Genomic DNA, 20,046 nt, shown 5'->3' with positions numbered 1-20,046 from the left:
GTGCGTGAGCTGGTCGGGGTGTTTGACCGATTATGGTCGTGTTCATTTCAGCATCCAACACTGAACCAGATTGCGGACTGGTTGCAGGAGCACAGCGGACTCACCTTCACATTGCCGGCTGCCCCTTATACGGAGACACCTATCCCGCATTTTACTCATTATGGTACCGGCTATCAGTTGCTGGCTAATCTTGGGCAGGTTTTTTCGATTGAGGATTATCTCTGGTATCAATTGCCGGATGGCTCGGTTTATGTCGGCAGTGGGGCGCATTCGATGTTTGCGGGGAAACCGGTAGAGATCCCCAATGAATTTAGCCAGCGCCAGACGGCGGGCAATGCCATGACCATTCCCATGATCCCATCGTTGCGCCCAGGTGTGGTAGTCAATCAGCACCGGCTGAACAAAGTTAATCTGAACAATGAAAACATGGTGATTACATGGGAAGCCGTCAACGAACTGACCGGTCAGTCTCAGACCAGAACGCCCATTCGGCGCCAGATTGATGCCGCCTATCCCGAATTGTCGGCAGGGCTGCACTTACCCAAATTCGCCCGTATTGAGGCACACACCGAAAGCACGACTAGCGGTGATATTTCCGATCCATTCCGGCCACGCTATGCCGTTGATGTTCAATTGCTAGATAATGACGGTCAGGATGCCGCTGTCCCTGTTTACCACCCTGTCCCGCTGCCTTTGCCGATGGCGGGCAGTGAATCCGGTCTGTTTCAATATCCGCCAGTCGGAACGGTGGTTGAAGTCGCTTTTGAGGCGGGCGGGCAGGCCGGACAAGCCCTTTATCCGGCAGACATTAAGCCAGGGCAATACCTTACCCGATATCAAGCCAGGCGAACAATTGCAGCAACAGCGGGCGGAAGTTTCGCAGCGCGTCACGCAGGAGGGGCATTGGATTCGTCAAACTGACCAGACCATTAACGAATCGTCCATGCACCGTGCAGTCAGGGCAGACACGGAAACACGCACCGTAGTTGCACGGGAAACCACGATACAGGCCACGGATAAAACCACGGTTTTGGGCACGTCTACGCTGTTGGCGGGGGCTGTCCAGCAAATCGCAGACGGTGACTATAGTGTGGCGACATCATCAAATTTCGTTGCCAGTGTGGGGAAAGAGGCCAATATCGAAATCGGGCAAACGCTGATAGAAAAAATTGGCCTGCTTAAGCAGAGCATCGCCGGAGCCCGGCAAGAAATCGTCGCGCCAGTGGTCTGGGTGGGCAGCCAGCAAATCAACGTTATGACTTTGATGTTAGAGACGCTGGATGTGGTTAAAGAACTGGCGGAACTGACCGCCGCGCATACGCACCACAACACAGGCACGCCGGAGAACGCCAGCGCGATAAGGAACACGGTCTATAAATCCGATGGGCTGAAACAGAAATATTTGCCGGTGATTGGGTGACTTTTAATCTGCCTGTGTTGTTTGTTTTATAGTCATGTTATCGGTTGATATTTCCGGTTCTAAGCATTAAAATTCTCATGTTAGTTGAAGTGGATCGCGCTAAGCTTGGGGTTACCAACCTGTTTAAGAGCGCAAAAACAAAAAAACCAACCTCACCAGTTGGTTTTTTTGTTTTTACCTATCTATTAATCCATTGAATCGTATCCAAATAAACTTATAATCAACGGCTGTTAGTTGAGGAGCGTTTTAGCCTGTGTATCTCTTACGCAAGTTTTCGTAAGTCCTGGCTGAATACAGGTGGTGCTGATTCAGAGCCTCGGCCGGAGCGCGATCCACTTCAACTAACATTGATGAGAACCAGCCAGACAGGCAATGTAAAGGCAACGGCTGGGTAAATCGTGCTCCTCAACTGGAGCAAACGGATGAAAGCATTCAAAGCCTTTATTGATACTGCTATCATCGTTCTCAAAGCGTTAATCGCGCTTTTAGAGCTGATCCGTGCATTTCTGAAATAGATAACGGAAACGTAGCTAAGGCCATCGGGGTAACCTCCCGGTGGCCTTTAACATTTACGGCTTTTGATCAAGCTACTGTGTTTTATAATCTTTACCTCTCACAAAACGCAACCAGATGCATGCAGCATCATGCACTCATCAACCTACTAAGCCACTCTTGTTTAAGTGGTCTAATATACTGATCTGGCAGCTTAAATTTGGCAATCCCGACTGGATTTGAACCCGTGCTCAAGCGATTATTGCTCCAGTAGTATGGGAGGGTAGTCAACAGATTAGTATAATGGAGTTAATGAGTTAATCGATTGATATAGTTAAATAATTTTCAGTTTACTGCGAGTCATACGCATAATAACATTAGGACGCCTTTTTAAATGCGGTATCAATCAACTCTACTGGTTCGTGTTCTGATGGGCTGAAATACAATTATCTCGCCCGCAACATGCGGGCTTTTTTACACCTTCATAGATCTATGAATACAATTCTGATATTAAAGAATGGGCAATGAGTGTAATAAGAAACTGATAATTCAGAGTACTGTATTAGTTTAATGGTTTAAAAGTTGTCGTTACTTTTTCGGATATAGAAATAACTTATGTGATATCAGAATTGTTTGGTAAATCATGTCGAACGGTTCGTTTGATAGGCTGCTCATTTTCATCAAAATACCGACTAGGCCATATTTCAGCAGGGGTTACACCAATTTCCTGAGCGATCAACAATTCCCCTTTAGGCCAGGGTCGCGTTAAAGCATTGGCTAATGTTGAAGAGTTCAAACCGTGCTCTCTGGACAATGATGCCAGCGTCTTATTCTTCTTACGTATCGCAGCGATAATATCGGCGGTATGCCAGTCTTGGATTTTGACGATGGCGACACTACTTTAACCGATTGTATTATCTGACTCAAGAATCAAATAAATACCTTAGTCACGGTTTGTCTTGCTGCACTTATGACGAAAACGGCACTACACCGCACCCGCCTGCACGCCTTGGATCAAAAAATTTTTTCAGTTTTAAAATCCTACAAGGCAAACTGCCAAACCGCGCCAGCACTGGCGGAGTGGGAGAAATCATAAACTGAAAGGTTTGAAAAGATTTTCAGGAGATTTCAGTTTTTGGCTCAAAAGAGGATCACGGAGAAAATTACAATGCAATGATATTAAAGGAAAAATTATATTTTACGTGAAAAATAAGATCACGACGGAAAGCTGTGCTTTGTCGTAGAAATTAGATAGAACGCGGCTTTACAGGATATACAGAACTGAAATTATTTTCTCCTTTTGCATTACGACAGGGAGAAAGTGAAAGCATTAAAGTGTGCTTAATTCATTAATCAGAGCAGGATCACGCTCAAGCATCTTAAGTAGTTTCAGTGATGAACCAGAAGGAATACGGCGGTGTTGTTCCCAGCTTTGAATTAGGGATACAGAAACGCCAACAGCTTCGGCAAATTCACTTTGCTTTAACCCAAAGGTTTCGCGTAGGTTTTTTACATCAGGCAGACGATGGTGATGAATATTTTCAGCAGGAACAGAAAGCTCTCCTTTTTCAATCGCTACCATCTGATTCATGCTTTCAATCAGATCGTTAAAAAGTTTTTTGTCCATAGTCTCTCTGTTGTATAAATATTACTACATATCTACACGGTGTTGATTACTGTAATTTGCGCCCAGAAATTGAGGCTGGCTAGTGTGTTTTCATCCAGGCAATAGCTTTATGAAAAAATCTCTGTCGCCATTTTGTCGCCGCTGACTACTAGAAACAAAAAAGCCACTCATTACGAAGTGGCTTAATGTACTGATAAATCAGCTAAAATCTGGTGGCCCCTACTGGACTTGAACCAGTGACCAAGCGATTATGAGTCGCCTGCTCTGACCAACTGAGCTAAGGGGCCGTTGAATGGGAGAGATTATACGTACAGTTTTGCTCGCGGTCTAGCTTTGTAAATTCGTATGATCATTTTATGTGCAAAATTGCGTTTTTAGTAAGTAGTGAAAATGGGGAGTGATATATATTAGTTTTTTTTATGGTCTATTTAACGTTTTTATCTATTACTGGATTGATTTTTCAGAAGCGATTTTGTGTCATCTGGTCATATGTTATTCCGATGAAAATCTATTTTATACGTGATTATTTGAATGATAATCATATCCTTTTCATTCTTCCTTAATCACCAGATAGAAAACGACTTTTTTATCTATCGGCTAGAGAGAATGTTAGTTGAGTTATATCAGAGGAGACTGTGATGATATTTCTGTATAAATACTATATTGTCAGAGGACTTAGAGTATCTCCGATATAAAAGACAAAAGCGTCTGCTTGGACAGACGCTTTTTAGTCAGAATGAATAAAATTTCCGATTATTCATCAAGGAAGCTTCGCAGAACTTCAGAACGGCTTGGATGACGTAGTTTACGTAGTGCTTTCGCCTCGATCTGGCGGATACGTTCACGGGTAACGTCAAACTGTTTACCGACTTCTTCCAATGTATGGTCAGTATTCATATCAATACCGAAACGCATACGCAGTACTTTTGCTTCACGAGCGGTCAGTCCTGCCAAGACATCGTGGGTTGCTGAACGCAGGCTTTCTGAAGTTGCAGAATCCAGTGGCAGTTCCAGCGTTGTATCTTCAATGAAATCACCTAAATGTGAATCTTCATCATCACCAATTGGCGTTTCCATTGAGATAGGTTCTTTGGCAATTTTCAGTACCTTACGGATCTTGTCTTCCGGCATCAACATACGTTCTGCCAGCTCTTCCGGCGTTGGTTCACGCCCCATTTCCTGCAACATTTGGCGGGAAATACGATTGAGTTTGTTGATTGTCTCAATCATATGAACGGGTATACGAATAGTACGAGCTTGGTCGGCAATTGAACGTGTAATTGCCTGACGGATCCACCATGTGGCGTAAGTTGAGAACTTGTAACCACGACGATATTCAAATTTATCAACCGCTTTCATCAGGCCAATGTTGCCTTCTTGGATCAGATCCAAGAATTGCAGGCCACGGTTGGTATATTTTTTGGCAATTGAAATAACCAAACGTAAGTTGGCTTCAACCATCTCTTTTTTCGCTCGGCGGGCTTTTGCTTCACCGATGGACATACGACGGTTGATATCTTTCACCTGTTCAATGGTTAAACCGGTTTCTTCCTCAATTTGACGAAGTTTTTGCAGGCCACGCTGTACTTCTTCTTCCACCTCAAGGAGTTTTTCAGACCACGGTTTGTTCATTGCTTTTGCAGCGGTAAACCAAATGTTGCTGGTTTCATTACCGGAGAACAAAGTGATGAAGTTCTTCTTCGGCATTTTGCACTGTTCAACACATATTTTCATGATCTGGCGTTCTTGAAGGCGAACGCGATCCATCATAGAACGCATGTTGTTGACCAGATAGTCAAACTGTTTGGGCACTAGACGGAACTGTTTGAAAACTTCTGAAAGTTTTAAGATTTCGGCCGCAGTATTTGGATGATTGCGACCGTTTGCCTTAATTTCTTGACGGGTGATGTCATGCTGTTGTCGCAGTTCTTGGAATTTCTGGCGCGCTAATTCTGGATCGATGCTGTTGTCATCATCACCATCGTCATCACTGTCTTCATCATCGTCGTCTTCATCATCATCAAGCTCTTCCTGTGGAAGTTCAGAACCAACGTGAGTGGCAGTAGGTGCAAGTTCTTCTTCTGCGTTCGGGTCAACGAAACCGGTGATAAGATCCGACAGGCGAGCTTCACCTGCTTCCACACGGTCATATTGTTCCAGTAAGTAGGTGATTGCTTCAGGGTATTCAGCAACGGAGCACTGTACCTGATTGATGCCATCTTCAATGCGTTTAGCAATGTCAATTTCACCTTCCCGGGTCAATAACTCAACGGTACCCATTTCACGCATGTACATACGTACCGGGTCGGTGGTGCGACCGATTTCAGATTCAACACTAGACAGGACTTGCGCAGCAGCTTCCACAGCGTCTTCATCTGTGTCGTTAGCGGTTTCTGCTAGCATCAGATCATCGGCATCAGGTGCTTCTTCCATTACCTGAATGCCCATGTCATTGATCATCTGGATGATATCTTCGATCTGATCGGAATCGACGATATCTTCCGGCAGATGGTCATTGACCTCAGCATAGGTCAGATAGCCTTGCTCCTTACCACGGGTGACAAGTAGCTTTAGCTGTGACTGCGGGTTTTGCTCCATAAGACGGTATCCACACTTCAGAGTATTTGGGTTGGTGTCGGTCGGCGAAACTAATCTGCCAACAATAACTTTTAAGGGCGTTTTCGTTATATTGCCGCTGCCCACTTATAGCGGCAAAATGTAGGGTTATTTCCCTACCTAATGCGGCATTTAAGCCGTGAATTCAGTGTTTACTTTCTGGCACGGGATTCATTAATCAGGCGAACTTCTTCGCGCTCTTCCGGTGTCAGTCCTTCAGTTCTTGCCTTGGCGATAAGAATGTCTAAACGTTCTTCTAACGCTGAATCAACAAGATGATCCAACGCGTCACGAAATGTATTTTCTGCTATTTCTTCTACTTGTATATCGTTCCATGTAGCCAATTTTTCAAGTTGTTTACTAAATTTATTATCACGATATTGCTCTAGCAGTTGTCCAGTTGTCAGCCCTGGCTGAGTAAGACAAACCTCCACAAGCTCCATAAATAATGGTAAGCCTGCAATTTTGGCCTGCATAATTCCCTGTAGGGGGGGAACTAAAGCGGCTAAGTGTGGGTTTTGTACCAACAGTCCTATAAGTATACGCATAGTTGTCGGTTTTAGCTGCGGCATCTGATAATTATTCCCACTTTCCAGATGCTGCGGCAATAAACGTTCCAACTGCACTGCATCAGGGATGCCCATCATATTGCCAAGTTCTTGTCTCATATAGAGACGCAGAACCTCCCCCGGAATCTGGTTAATCAATGGTACGGAAAGTGAACTGAGTTTTGTTTTCCCTTCAGGATTACTCAAATCAACTTGTGGCAGTAATGATTCGAACAGAAATTCAGACAATGTATGAGATTGTTCCATTCTTTGTTCAAATGCTTTCCGGCCTTCCTTACGGACTAGTGAATCAGGATCTTCGCCATCAGGCAAAAACATAAAACGTAACTGCCTACCATCATTCAGATAAGGGAGCGCTGTTTCCAATGCCCGCCATGCTGCATCTCGCCCGGCTCTGTCACCATCGTAGCAACAGATGACGTTATCAGTAGCGCGGAAAAGTAATTGAATATGCTCCGATGTAGTCGAAGTACCTAGTGAGGCAACAGCATAATCGATACCAAACTGCGCCAGTGCTACCACATCCATATAACCTTCAACTACTAATAATCGTGAAAGGTCACTGTGATTTTGTTGTGCTTCATAGAGGCCATATAGCTGGCGGCCTTTATGGAAAATTTCAGTCTCTGGTGAGTTGAGATATTTTGGGAGTGCATCTCCCAGAACACGTCCACCAAATGCAATCACGCGCCCTCTGCGGTCACGGATTGGAAACATTATTCGTTCGCGGAAGCGGTCATAGGTACGGCCATTATCATTTGCGACCAGCATTCCAGCGTCATTTAACTGTCGACGATCTTCTGCATTATGAGCAAACCGCTTCAAGGTGTTGTCCCAACCAGCGGGAGCGAAACCAATCGAGAAACGGTGGATAATTTCTTCACTGAGCCCACGCTGAGCCAGATATTGCCGGGCTTGTTGTGCAGCGGGAGTGTTTAATACATTTTGATAGAAGCTGTTAAGCTTATCCATCAGTTGATAAAGGTTTTGTCTTTGGTGACGTTCTATCTGACTGCTACTGGAACCTGCTTCATAAGGGACTTCCAGACCATGCATAGCAGCTAATTCTTCGATGGATTCGACAAACTCAAGTCTATCGTAATTCATCAGAAAATCGATGGCGTTGCCGTGAGCCCCGCAACCAAAGCAATGATAAAACTGTTTATCGCTATTAACAGTAAACGAGGGTGTCTTTTCGTTATGAAATGGACAGCACGCGTGGTGATTTTTACCCTGTTTTTTAAGTGGCACACGAACATCGATCAGATCGATGATATCGGTACGAGCTAATAAATCATTGATAAATGCGCGCGGAATTCGTCCAGCCATAAGCCCTTTTACGCCTGTTGATGAACGACAATAAGCCGCGCTCCCTTTCGGAAAGCACGGCCTTTATCTGCAACTACTATTGTCTGCAAATTCAATCACTATGCGGATCAACCGCAAGGATTAGTACAGACGAGTGCGGCGTGCGTTTTCACGAGCCAGCTTCTTGGCGTGACGTTTTACAGCAGAAGCTTTAGCGCGTTTACGTTCAGTCGTTGGTTTTTCATAGAATTCACGACGGCGAACTTCTGCTAATACACCTGCTTTTTCGCAGGAACGCTTAAAGCGACGCAATGCTACGTCGAATGGCTCGTTTTCACGTACTTTAATTACCGGCATGTGCCTCTCACCTCAATAGAAATCGGTCTTGCTGGCGTGGGATGCCAGCCATCTTAAAATGGTGCGGAATTTTACTTCAATGAACATGGCTTTGTAAAGCGCCGCGGCAAATTGAAACAACAACACTACGACGGTGATCTGCAAATCAGTTCCGTAATATTGATGATAACCACACAGGGATTTTATGTAGAGGAGTGATTATAGACTAAGCAGCAAAAATAGTCAGTATGTAAGCCGCGCAAATTATCTTATTAATGATAAACTGGCTCTCTTCTGTGGAATATAGGTAGTGTAATGCGAGTCTTAGGTATAGAAACGTCCTGCGATGAAACCGGAATCGCAATTTATGACGACGAAGCCGGTTTATTGGCAAATCAATTATACAGTCAGATTAAACTGCATGCTGATTACGGTGGTGTCGTGCCTGAATTGGCTTCACGTGACCATATCCGCAAAACAGTGCCCTTGATTCAAGCTGCTTTGAAAGAGGCAGGATTAACCTGTAAAGATATTGATGCGGTGGCTTATACAGCAGGTCCTGGTCTGGTTGGTGCGTTGTTGGTGGGGGCGACGATTGGCCGTTCTCTGGCGTTTGCTTGGGATGTTCCTGCGATTCCTGTTCATCATATGGAAGGGCATTTGCTAGCTCCAATGCTGGAAGATAACAGCCCTGAATTCCCGTTTGTGGCTTTGCTGGTGTCTGGTGGTCATACACAGCTTATTAGTGTAACGGGTATCGGTAAATATGAGCTGCTTGGTGAATCAATAGATGATGCCGCTGGTGAAGCATTTGATAAAACAGCTAAGTTACTGGGATTGGATTATCCAGGTGGGCCGGTACTCTCCAGAATGGCTCAGAAAGGAGAAGCTGGGCGTTTTATATTTCCTCGCCCGATGACAGATCGCCCTGGGCTGGATTTCAGTTTTTCAGGATTGAAAACTTTTGCCTCTAATACTATTCATGGCAACAGCGATGATGAGCAGACTAGAGCGGATATTGCCCGTGCTTTTGAAGACGCGGTAGTTGATACATTAGCGATTAAATGTAAAAGAGCACTTGAGCAGACCGGATTCAAGCGACTAGTGATGGCTGGTGGTGTCAGCGCCAACCGAACATTGCGTATTAAAATGGAAGAAGTCATGGCAAAATTGGGTGGCGAAGTATTTTATGCGCGTCCTGAATTCTGTACAGATAACGGCGCCATGATTGCGCTTGCCGGCATGATCCGCCTAAAAGGAGAGGGGAATGACTCACTTGGCGTGACAGTCAAAGCCCGCTGGCCATTGTCGGAATTACCTCCATTATAAATCTTCTTGATATAATGAAAATAAAAGACCAGTAACTCAATGAGTTGCTGGTTTTTATCCGGCCCTGTTATTGATTTTCTTTTCTTTGCTCTTTTTCTGTTCGGTTTTTTTCTTTTTCGACCATCTCTTTTTTCTTTTTTAGCTTGTTCCAGAGACGATTTTCTTGGCCGCGCCACAGACGCTGGATATTATCATGGTGACGTAGTAACACCAGACAGCAGAGCATGGCTACGGGAAAAGTAAATTCGGGTTTAAACCACCAGACATAGAATGGTGCTATCAAGGCACTGACAATGGCCCCTAAAGAAGAATAGCCGCTCAGTAATATGGTCAGCAGCCAGGTACCCATCATCAAACCTGTCAGATCCCAGCCAATTGCCGCAATAGCACCAAAAGCAGTTGCGACACCCTTACCGCCTTTAAATTGGAAAAAGATCGGGTAAATATGACCGAGACAAGCAGCGATTGCTGTAATTCCTAAATAGAAAGGGGGAACATAGAGTTGATAAGCCAACCAGACGGGGATCATCCCTTTTAGAACATCACAAATTAATACTATTGCCGCAGTACTGCGGCCACCAATTCGTAATACATTTGTTGCGCCTGGGTTGCCTGAACCATGTTGACGAGGATCAGGTAGCCCAGCCAGACGGCAAATAAGTATTGCGCTGGAAATTGAACCGCAAAGATACGCGAAGATGATCATACCAAGCGCGATAGCACTCATAATGTCTCCCCAATAATAATGGTCGTTTTCTTAGCCTAGTCATGGATAATACGCATATTTAGTCGGAAGTGGTATCCGACAAGTTGAAAAACAGGAAAATGACGTGATGGATATCGTATTTATTGAGGAGTTAGTCGTTATTACCACAATTGGTGTTTACGACTGGGAACAGACCATTAAACAGAAGTTAGTGTTCGATATCGAAATGGGATGGGATAATAAACGCGCATCTTCCAGTGATAATGTCGAATATTGTCTGGATTATGCCAAAGTTAGCGAAGTGATTATCAACCATGTAGAAAATCAGAATTTTGCTCTGGTTGAAAGAGTAGCTGAAGAGGTAGCGGATCTGCTGTTAAAACGCTTTAATTCGCCGTGGGTACGGATAAAAGTTAGTAAACCGGGTGCTGTCGCGCAGGCTCGTCAAGTGGGTGTTATTATTGAAAGAAAAAAATAATCTGATCAGTAGTGAATTCAGCTGCCATATTATTGTCATTGTTCTTACATAGACTGGCGTGCAGTAGTGCCAGGCTTGATAATCATGTTAATTGATTAATGACAATGGGAATAATGGTAGCTGGGGTTATTCCAGGCTACTTGTTTCGGGTATTTATTAATGGGCGACCTCTCTATATGACTGACCTTTCTACCTTGTTTCATGCAGCGGTTCTTGGTGTTGTTGAAGGGCTAACTGAATTTCTTCCTGTTTCCTCTACCGGCCATATGATCATTGTTGGCCATATGTTGGGATTTACTGGCGATAAAGCTGAAACATTTGAAGTTATTATCCAACTTGGATCTATCCTTGCTGTGGTAGTGGTGTTTTGGCGTCGCTTGTTTGGGCTCATTGGCATTCACTTTGGTGAAGTTCCTCATGAAGGTAAAACTAATGGCAAACTGAAACTGAGCCATATTATTGTGGCAATGCTACCTGCGGTAACGCTTGGGTTGCTGTTCCACGATGTTATCAAATCACTGTTTAACCCACAAAGCGTGATGTACGCCTTGGTTATGGGTGGTGTGTTGCTGATTACAGCAGAAATATTGAAACCTAAAATACCGAAAGCAGAAGGGCTGGATGATATTACTTATCGTCAGGCTTTTATGATTGGCTGTTTTCAGTGTATGGCTTTATGGCCGGGATTTTCCCGTTCAGGTGCGACAATTTCTGGTGGAATGCTGATGGGGGTTAATCGTTATACTGCATCAGAATTCTCGTTTATTTTGGCTGTACCGATGATGATGGGAGCAAGTGGATTAGATTTATATAAAAGCCTGCATTTTTTGAGTGCTTCTGATATCCCAATGTTTGCTGTTGGTTTTGTTACTGCATTTGTTGTCGCGTTAGTCGCTATTAAAACTTTTCTGGCATTGATTAAGCGTATATCTTTTATTCCATTTGCTATCTACCGTTTTATTGTGGCAGCCGCTGTTTACTGGGTATTTATGTAGTGAATGGTTCCCCCTGATGTCAATTTAACTCAAATATTGCCTAGTGTTTGATATCAGGGGATATTTCAGGTAACAGTCTTGTTTTGAACTGTATTGTTTTGTTGTTTCCATTCCGCCAATGCGTGCTGACGCTGACGTCGTAACTCATGACCAATGTCCGCACCGCGTAATCCGCTGTCGACAATGTTTTTCACCTGAACCTGGCTGGCGATTTTGAATGCCTGTCGCAGATAATCACCTTGTGGATAGGGGGTATTTTCAAAACCGGTACGACCCCGCGCATCGGCTTCACTGATGATAATTAATTGCTCTATTCGCTGAGGTTTACGCCATGCATCAACGGCATCAAACAACTTAAGTAATGTTTTCGGCCGCAATTGAGCGATGGTATGCACTAAATCATGATACTGAGCAGCCAGTTTTGCCAAATCACGGGCAGAATTAGGAACACGCAGACGTTGGCACAATTGGTCAACTAATTTAACACCGGCTGGCCCATGTCCATAATGGTGAGGCCACTGTTCTGGTGGTGTCAGCCCTTTGCCAAGATCATGGCATAGAGCAGCAAAACGGCTATCGACTTTATCTGTTAACTTAGTCGCTACTTTCAGTACCATCAGCGTATGAATACCGGTATCGATCTCAGGATGCCATTTCTCTGGTGCGGGAACGCCAAACAAATTATCAATTTCAGGAAACAACACCGCCAATGCACCACAATCCCGTAAAACCTGAAAAAAGATCTGAGGGGAATGGCTGGCAAGGGCTTTCTCGGTCTCTTTCCAGATACGTTCTGGTGTGAGTGCTGATAACTCGCCGTTAATTGCCATATTTGACATTAATGCTTGTGTTTCTGGCGCGATGGTAAACCCTAAATGGGCGAAACGGGCGGCAAAACGAGCCACTCGTAATACCCTTAGCGGATCTTCAGAGAAAGCATCAGAAACATGGCGTAGAATACGGTTGTTCAAATCATCAACACCATGATAAGGATCGACCAGTTCACCAGCGGGTGTTTGAGCGATCGCATTAATTGTCAGATCACGACGCTGCAAATCGTCTTCCAGTGTGACATCCGGCGCTGCATAACACGTAAAACCGGTATATCCCAGGCCGGATTTTCTCTCAGTGCGTGCTAAGGCATACTCTTCATGGGTTTGGGGATGTAGGAACACGGGGAAATCTTTGCCAACTTGCAGATATCCTTGGGATAACAGCGCTTCTGGTGTTCCTCCCACAACGACCCAATCCCGCTCTTCCACAGGAAAATTTAGCAGGTGGTCACGTACTGCGCCACCAACCAGATAGACTCTCACCTGATATGTTCCTTATCAACTCATCCAACGGTCATTACGCTTACGGCGAGGGATCATATGTGGCAGTAATAGCCCAAAGATTAAACCAGCGCCTGCAACACCACCGCCGTACATAAACCATTGCAGAATGATATTGCGTTGTTTGTCATCAAGTTGCAGATTTGCCGCATCAAGCTTTTTTTCTGCTACCGTCAGTTTGTTTTTCAACCTCTCATTCTCTTTTTTCAGCTCTGCAACAATGCTACTGCTATTGGCAGCCTTCAGTTGCATGTCGGCAGTGCGCTGATTCCAGTTATTGTCTATATTGGCTAACTTCTCCGTCAATGTTTTCACTTCCTGTTCCAACTCTGGGAGGCGAGTGCGTAGGCTTGGTTTATTACTGAGTTGGTTAACGGGTAGCCAGACAAGGCGGCCTTTATCATCTTTAACTTGAGCGTAATTACTATCCCGATTGATGCTTATCAATGTGACTTCATCACCGGCATTCAGTGTACCGGCAATCCGATACTGGTTACCCGGCCCGGCGTGTGTGTAGGTAGATAACTCATCAGATACATAGCGCTTTCCTTCCGCGTGGGTAGTGAGCGAAAAGCTGAGGCTTATTAGCGCCGTGAGAAGTAAATGTAGTTTTCGCATTGTGATTTCAACTGTTCTTTATCTATGGTGAGTTTAGAATTTGATAGTAAAGAGTTAAGTTTGCTAGAGCAATCGGTAAACCAAAATAGGAACTATCTTAACGGGTCGAATATGGGGCTTACTGGTTGTTTGTTTAAATAACGTTTCATTATTCTGCTACCCATAACTTTCTTCAACCCATTGTTATACATAAAATTATGAGTAGTATTAAGATGTAGCATTATTTTGGAATCTTATTTAACAGCACGTATTTTGCTAATTACTATCATAACTTTCAGAAAAGAGAAAATTTTAACTTTTTACTTAGCGTTTCAGGTCCAGTTATCCGCATCAATTTATTGCGTAACCTCAGCTTTGTTTAAGAATAGCAATGTCATAAACGCGTAGATTTAAACTCGGTTTTTTTAGGTTGGAAGGTATAAGCAATTAATCCTGATACGACTTCCAGCAAAAAACCGAGTTGGCTATGGTGCCTTGAATGCTCTATTCGAGAAATATTTTTTAGCTGATCAACGACCAATTCTATCAGGAAACGCCTTCTTAACATCAGCTTATCCCAGAGTGATAACGTTTTTGCTTTCATATTGCAACGGACATGGGTGATGAAGATGGCCAACAGTTCACCATAATCATTTGGCGTTTGAGTAATCCGTTTTCAATTAACTGCTGATGGCAAAGAGGCATAAATTTTTTATTTTTAATGAAAGATTGGAAGGATTTGTGGACAATCGGTTTAGTTTGATAGTTGAAGGAATAGAGTTATCGAGCAGAATAACGTGATAATAACTCTTTGAAGATTCTTAAAATTACTGCAATACATCATTTCAATGGATTGAAGGCTTGACTAAATTCCTTAATCATAATTATGTTTTATGCAACATAAAATCCATGTAACAGGGTTAACTTGACATTAACAAACTTGTAACCTAATTTTATAAAACCATTGCAAAATAGCGTGATGGGGTAGTGTGTAAAATTTATTTTCAGAAAGTTTTATGTTGTAAACTTAACTCGAATTATACTAGTTAACTGGAGTAAAATATGAATAGCTCTTCGTTTTCTGTATCACGTAGTGTTGATAAAAATAGTGGCTTCACTGTTTTTTCTGTAGCTCGTAGTGTACAGAAAAATATGCAGATTATGAATTTTTCTGTAGCGCGTAGTGTACAGAAGAATATTCTAAAATCTAAAATATAAATTACCACAATAAACGTTTAAATGAACTGTCATTGAATATCAATTCAGGTGGTCTCATTTATTCAATTTTCAAGTGTGGACTGAAGAATAACATAGGGTCGGTAAGATCCTATGTTATGAAGAGTTATTGAGATAAAGCAGATATACATTTTATGCTACGAGGATTGTAAGAATGATTTTATGTCCAGCTTTAGATTTTAAAAAGAAAGTTAAAATAAGAAGTGGCACATCTACTTTGTTCGTTTCTGATGATGAAACAATCCTCATGGAAGATACGACTTTTGGTATTCATTATCAGGATATGAAATTTGTTTATGTCTCTGAAGTTAATGAATGGAATAACAGCATTACATTTTTCTTTTATCAAAAAAACAAGAAAGGTGAAATGTGTTATGATTCTATGGAATGCTCAAATGCTGCGGTTGTTTCTTACTTATACTCTATGTTGGAAGGTAAAAATATAAATAAAAACAGAGATTGCATCGTCACTAATCAGATAACAAATTCGTCATGGATACTAAAATATATCAATGGAAATAATAAAGGTCATTTGGTTTCAATATCAAAATGTTTATTGATGGATACAATAAAAAAACATCGTGTTTATCATTGTAATGATATCTATGATAATATTGAAAATGTAAGGGTAGATATTACATCGGGCAATAAAATATGCTTAATTGATATTGGGAGCTTTTTATCTGAAACTGGCTCTATGGAAAGATTAAAGGAAATTTTACTACGTCTGGCATTAGATAAATTAGGTTATAAGATTATAGCATTCTTACGTGAGGATAATTTTTTCCATTGTCTTCTCTGCTATAACGGCGATTTTCATCGTTCATTCCCAGTGAGTAGCTTATATATTATATCCTGTTATCTGGAATATTTCGGGATGAAGTTAGAAAGAAAGAAATATATATGCAGAAATATGGAATCACATATCGAACTTCCTTTTGAACTGAGAGAAGAAGGTATGGAGATTCTGTTCAGTTCACAAATTACAACTAATCTTCTTGAGGATGATTAATATGGAAGGCGTAGGCTATTTTTTACACTTTCATCAAGATTACATCGACTTTGATGAAAAATTTGAAGCATGTGGTGGGAAATCGGATGCTTATGAAGTACTAGCCCTTCATTTTAACACGGAGGTGGAAAGCTTGAAGCGTTTTGTGAAATGGAAAAGCAAGCCTTTTTGCCTGCATACTGCGGTAATGGATTTAGGGAGAGACAGTGATGCGATTAGACCTGGATTGCGCATGCTAAAAGAACAGGTTGAAGCTGTAAAGCCGTACTCTGTGACAGAACATCATGCCATCTTGAATGCACCGGGAGGTGATGAGTTTGGTATCTTTTTTCCTCCACCGGAATTACCTGAGCAAAAAAAGAGGATTGTAGGGAATATCAGGATGCTACAAGCAGAACTATCAGCAAAAATTCTGATTGAGAATCCAATTTTATCTTATGGATTGAGAGGAATATCAATAAAAAATCGGGTGGATTTCTTTAATCAGACAGTTAAGGAATCTGGTGCAAGAATGCATTTGAGTCTTTCAAATATTGCATACAGTAACAAATATGGTACAGACATCGATCCTGATGAATATTTGTCGCACATAGATTTTTCTATGGTCGATCAGGTTCATATGTATGTGAATAATCAGCAACAAATGGAAAATGCACCAAAGGAATATATTGAAAGTGACATCTGGCTGAAGAGCCGATTGGAGCAAATATTGAAACACTACGATATCCGGCCGCTTATTTTCTTCGAGCTAGAAGCTATTACCCCACAGCTGGCTGAGCCAGAATATCTGCGGGATACGATTGAATGGGCCAGAACTCTTCTTGCCTGAAACTCTCATTCATTAGAGGTGGCATTATGTTAGCGGATGTTCAAAATATCATGGCTAAAATGATCCGTGATAAGGTATTTTTGAATCAGGTTATCGACAGTGAATATGCTGTGTTGAATGATTTTCCTTTATCATCAGAAGAAATTTCTTATCTGAAAGATTTGGATCTTAACAGCATTTCTAAGCTAAGTTTTCAGGTAAAAGAAGAGAGAATTGTGCGTCGGGATGGCGAGTTTGGATTTTTTGTACGGGAAATAAAAAAATATCTCGACTATGACGACTATGCTCTGCGATTTACTGAATTCTATAAAACCGGTTCGGTGAATAAAATTTTTGATGCTAAACAATATTATCACTATTTTTCCGATGTGTTACTTCGTTACAACTATCCTAGTTATCTTTTTGAACTTCTTCATTTTTGTTATAAAAATACATGTATCTGCTGGGTTAACTACAATGAACCGGCAGTGGAATATATAGAAAATCTATCCGTTAATGATAAGTTGGTATTGTCACAGCATCGTGACATTATCAAAGTCAGAGCTTCGTTAAAGGATTATCTAAATATTACCTTTTCAGAAGACGAGGAGTCGGCAAAAATATTAATTGTCAAACACCCCAGCATTCCCAAAACGACCTCTTTCACTAAGTTAACCAAGGGGGATATTTTGTCTTTCTTGATAGAGAATAATAATGAGACAATATTGTTACAGCTAATTGAAAAATTTGGTATTTCGTACATCAAGGATAGCATTGATGATCTCAATGATAAAATTGAGCGGGGATTTATAAAATATATCCGGGATTAGGAAGATATTATGATTTTTGTTAAAGATAATAATCTGAAATTCCTATTTCCCGCTGTGACAATCTCAGCTGTTGGTGATTGGGTGTTTCAGGTTTCTATATTACTTTATATTTATAATTCGACAAAGTCCGGGTTGATGGTGAGCCTTTTTATTTTGTCTTCGGCTTTACCATCTCTGCTTTTTTCGCCGTTCATTGTCCGGTTTCTGACTGGAATCAACAATAAAACGGCCATGATTTATGGGGATATATTGCGGGCTATTTTGATTCTTTGTATGTTGCTGTCGTTGCAATCAATTTATTATATTTTTTTGATTAATATGCTAATTGGTATTGTCAGCACAGCATTTAGGACTTCTTATATTAAAAAGGTAACTCAGCTCTATGATATCAATACCAGGAGTAAAATTAACGCGGTTTTGAATAGTGGATCTTTTATTGCTATGGGGCTGGGATCAGTTATAGGTGCTTTTTTGCTTAATCTCTTTTCTATCGAAACTGCACTTATTTTTAATGCAATCAGTTATATAGGATCGTGTTTGTTTTTGATTGGAATAAACAGCGATTCAGCGTTGTTTCATGATAAAATAAAGAAAAAAGTCACAATTAATGAGATGATCTATAAACTTTTTTATGAGATTAAGCAGAGTCCTATCCTAAGTTCTATTATTATTTTGGGATTGAGCTGGGGCGTAGTGGGCGGTGCATTGAATGTCTTGTTGCCTGTGATATTTATGAGTGATGAGGCGGGAGGGAGATTACTGAGTACTTTTTATATAGTGCAGGCAGTATCTATGCTGGCTGGTTGTATCATTGTTTACAATATTAAATTTGATGGTGAAAAAAGGTTTGCTTTTATTCTATTTATTATCGCCTATTTTTTTCAGGCGATACTATTTTCGGCAGCGTTGTTTATAAATAATATCTATCTGATATTTATCTTTATATTTCTTATGCGGCTTTGTGGAGGGATTATTATCCCATTGGATACAACGCTTATACAAAATAATAGTAGCGAAACGAATTTACCATTAGTTTATAATATTCATAGTTTGAGTTATACCAGTTTTTATCAAATATCGGTATTGGTTGTGGGGCTGATGATAGATACTTTTGATATTGACAGAACCAAGAACATTATCGGATTAACATCACTGATTGTGATATCTATTATCTGTCTGATCTCTTGCATGTTCATGATGAGGAAAGTGACATCTAATTCTGAGGTGGTGTGAGATGGGTAAAGCATTGGCATCAGTTATTTGTCTGATGGAAAAATTTAATCAGGAATACACTGAGTTATTGGGTGATATTCATGCTATTAAGGATGAAATGTCAGCCGTGGATCTTGAAAATAAGTATCCAGTTACATTGATTAACTACCTTAACAGACAATCTTTACTTTCATTGTTTATGATACCCATTGAGCTTGGTGGCAGGAATGCGGGCCTTAAACCAGCGGTTAGTCTGTTGCCTTACCTCTCTTACTATTCGGTTAATCTCGCATCACTGTACATGTTTCATTTTCAATGTACGGCCCGGCTTAATAACTATGCCAGTGAGAGTCTTTACCAGGAAATTGCTCAGAATATTTATCATAGTGGGCGTTTGATGTCTTCTTCTTGGAGTGAGGGGGAGCAGAATCCAGCATCGGTCCTGAATACTTTAGGTAATAAGGTTTTGATATCAGGAAATAAATATATCTCAACCGGTGTCTCTGAGTCCTGTTATCTGCATGTTATCGTTAATGATAAGGAATTTGGCGGAAAGTCGTTTATTTGTCTTCCCAACGCGTTTCCTGAAGAAAAATTAAAGCTGTTTCCTCTTGATCTGATTGGTTTTAAATCAGCGCAAAATTGTTCAATCGTATTTTCTTCCCTAAGTTCTGATAGTCGGTATTTCCTTGGCAGACGTGGGAGTGGTGCCAAATTACAAATAAGTAACCATGAATCAGGAATTAATCCTGGCTTATTGGCATTAGGTCTGCTTGCCAGACTACTTGATACTCTGGAACAGGAATATAAGTATATCTATGACAAAGACGTTTATAGAAAAATTGAGGATAAGTTTTATGCTTTTATTCGGGGTTTTGAACGCATTCTGATATCGGGAGAATACTTTGATCTGACTTATTGCCTCAGTTTAAAATACCTCTCTACTGCTTTAATCAGGGATTCAGTATTAATCTTGCTACCTTTCTTGGGTCCATCGGTACTGAAAGAAAGAAATATTGTAAATAATATTATTCAAAATGCTTTGTTACTCCAATATATGGGGCCGGCTAACTATCAGATTGAAGATAAAATATCTTATGACCTTTTCTCTGGAAGCTATTTTAAAATCAGTTACGATTAG

General features: G+C 41.4%; 17 protein-coding genes, 1 tRNA gene and 2 pseudogenes. 10 read left to right on the top strand and 10 right to left on the bottom strand.

What is annotated here, in order from left to right; all coding sequences use genetic code 11:
* Both D3222_RS15305 and dinQ read left to right on the top strand, forming a co-directional pair.
* A pseudogene (locus tag D3222_RS15305) lies at positions 1-1,420 on the top strand (hypothetical protein); the annotation flags it as partial.
* Between the two features lie 422 nt (positions 1,421-1,842).
* Entirely contained in the window at positions 1,843-1,935 is a 93-nt protein-coding gene (gene dinQ, locus D3222_RS26555; protein ID WP_274521077.1) for a damage-inducible type I toxin DinQ, read from the top strand.
* Positions 1,936-2,525: 590 nt separating this feature from the next.
* On the opposite strand, the gene D3222_RS15300 is transcribed toward dinQ, so the two are convergent.
* The 6 genes from D3222_RS15300 to rpsU all read right to left on the bottom strand — a co-directional run bounded on the left by D3222_RS15300 (position 2,526) and on the right by rpsU (position 8,389).
* Positions 2,526-2,801 carry a helix-turn-helix domain-containing protein gene (locus D3222_RS15300; protein ID WP_198672828.1) on the bottom strand — a complete coding sequence of 92 codons (276 nt, stop codon included), beginning with the start codon at positions 2,799-2,801 and terminating at the stop codon, positions 2,526-2,528.
* Positions 2,802-3,242: 441 nt separating this feature from the next.
* Entirely contained in the window at positions 3,243-3,539 is a 297-nt protein-coding gene (nadS, locus tag D3222_RS15295; RefSeq protein WP_118986920.1) for a NadS family protein, read from the bottom strand.
* Positions 3,540-3,749: 210 nt separating this feature from the next.
* Positions 3,750-3,826: transfer RNA gene (locus tag D3222_RS15290), tRNA-Ile, on the bottom strand.
* Positions 3,827-4,292: 466 nt separating this feature from the next.
* Positions 4,293-6,137 carry an RNA polymerase sigma factor RpoD gene (gene rpoD, locus D3222_RS15285; RefSeq protein WP_118986919.1) on the bottom strand — a complete coding sequence of 615 codons (1,845 nt, stop codon included), beginning with the start codon at positions 6,135-6,137 and terminating at the stop codon, positions 4,293-4,295.
* Between the two features lie 170 nt (positions 6,138-6,307).
* On the bottom strand, positions 6,308-8,053 hold the full coding sequence (gene dnaG / locus D3222_RS15280; protein ID WP_118986918.1) for a DNA primase: 1,746 nt from the start codon (positions 8,051-8,053) through the stop codon (positions 6,308-6,310).
* Between the two features lie 120 nt (positions 8,054-8,173).
* Complete coding sequence (gene rpsU, locus D3222_RS15275) at positions 8,174-8,389, bottom strand: 30S ribosomal protein S21 (RefSeq protein WP_001144069.1); 216 nt, start codon at positions 8,387-8,389, stop codon at positions 8,174-8,176.
* A gap of 294 nt (positions 8,390-8,683) precedes the next feature.
* Here rpsU and tsaD point away from each other — a divergent pair, with 294 nt between their 5' ends.
* On the top strand, positions 8,684-9,697 hold the full coding sequence (tsaD, locus tag D3222_RS15270) for a tRNA (adenosine(37)-N6)-threonylcarbamoyltransferase complex transferase subunit TsaD (protein ID WP_118986917.1): 1,014 nt from the start codon (positions 8,684-8,686) through the stop codon (positions 9,695-9,697).
* A 67-nt stretch (positions 9,698-9,764) separates the two neighbouring features.
* On the opposite strand, the gene plsY is transcribed toward tsaD, so the two are convergent.
* Positions 9,765-10,424: a glycerol-3-phosphate 1-O-acyltransferase PlsY gene (gene plsY, locus D3222_RS15265; RefSeq protein WP_118986916.1), complete on the bottom strand. Its 660-nt coding sequence runs from the start codon at positions 10,422-10,424 to the stop codon at positions 9,765-9,767.
* 106 nt (positions 10,425-10,530) lie between these two features.
* Here plsY and folB point away from each other — a divergent pair, with 106 nt between their 5' ends.
* Positions 10,531-10,881, top strand: a complete 351-nt coding sequence (gene folB / locus D3222_RS15260) for a bifunctional dihydroneopterin aldolase/7,8-dihydroneopterin epimerase (RefSeq protein WP_118986915.1) — start codon at positions 10,531-10,533, stop codon at positions 10,879-10,881.
* 176 nt (positions 10,882-11,057) lie between these two features.
* Positions 11,058-11,876, top strand: coding sequence for an undecaprenyl-diphosphate phosphatase (gene bacA, locus D3222_RS15255; RefSeq protein WP_118986924.1), 819 nt, complete (start codon positions 11,058-11,060; stop codon positions 11,874-11,876).
* Positions 11,877-11,941: 65 nt separating this feature from the next.
* On the opposite strand, the gene D3222_RS15250 is transcribed toward bacA, so the two are convergent.
* The 3 genes and pseudogenes from D3222_RS15250 to D3222_RS15240 form a co-directional block, all read right to left on the bottom strand.
* Positions 11,942-13,192, bottom strand: a complete 1,251-nt coding sequence (locus D3222_RS15250) for a multifunctional CCA addition/repair protein (protein ID WP_118986914.1) — start codon at positions 13,190-13,192, stop codon at positions 11,942-11,944.
* A 15-nt stretch (positions 13,193-13,207) separates the two neighbouring features.
* Positions 13,208-13,828, bottom strand: coding sequence for a TIGR04211 family SH3 domain-containing protein (locus D3222_RS15245; protein WP_112878319.1), 621 nt, complete (start codon positions 13,826-13,828; stop codon positions 13,208-13,210).
* Positions 13,829-14,176: 348 nt separating this feature from the next.
* A pseudogene (locus tag D3222_RS15240) lies at positions 14,177-14,432 on the bottom strand (transposase); the annotation flags it as partial.
* 765 nt (positions 14,433-15,197) lie between these two features.
* Here D3222_RS15240 and D3222_RS15235 point away from each other — a divergent pair.
* From D3222_RS15235 to D3222_RS15215, 5 genes are read left to right on the top strand one after another with little or no spacing between them, the layout of a single operon-like run.
* Complete coding sequence (locus tag D3222_RS15235) at positions 15,198-16,055, top strand: hypothetical protein (protein WP_118986913.1); 858 nt, start codon at positions 15,198-15,200, stop codon at positions 16,053-16,055.
* Between the two features lies 1 nt (position 16,056).
* Entirely contained in the window at positions 16,057-16,884 is an 828-nt protein-coding gene (locus D3222_RS15230) for a multinuclear nonheme iron-dependent oxidase (RefSeq protein ID WP_157975342.1), read from the top strand.
* Positions 16,885-16,910: 26 nt separating this feature from the next.
* Positions 16,911-17,693, top strand: a complete 783-nt coding sequence (locus D3222_RS15225) for a hypothetical protein (protein ID WP_118986911.1) — start codon at positions 16,911-16,913, stop codon at positions 17,691-17,693.
* A 9-nt stretch (positions 17,694-17,702) separates the two neighbouring features.
* Complete coding sequence (locus tag D3222_RS15220) at positions 17,703-18,926, top strand: MFS transporter (RefSeq protein ID WP_118986910.1); 1,224 nt, start codon at positions 17,703-17,705, stop codon at positions 18,924-18,926.
* Position 18,927: 1 nt separating this feature from the next.
* A complete protein-coding gene (locus tag D3222_RS15215; protein WP_118986909.1) occupies positions 18,928-20,046 on the top strand; it encodes a hypothetical protein in 1,119 nt (372 codons plus the stop codon).

The sequence above is a fragment of the Photorhabdus sp. CRCIA-P01 genome (assembly GCF_003545805.1).
Lineage (GTDB): Bacteria > Pseudomonadota > Gammaproteobacteria > Enterobacterales > Enterobacteriaceae > Photorhabdus > Photorhabdus antumapuensis.
Note: the sequence above shows the minus strand (reverse complement) of the source record. Positions and strands in the feature narration are given on the sequence as shown.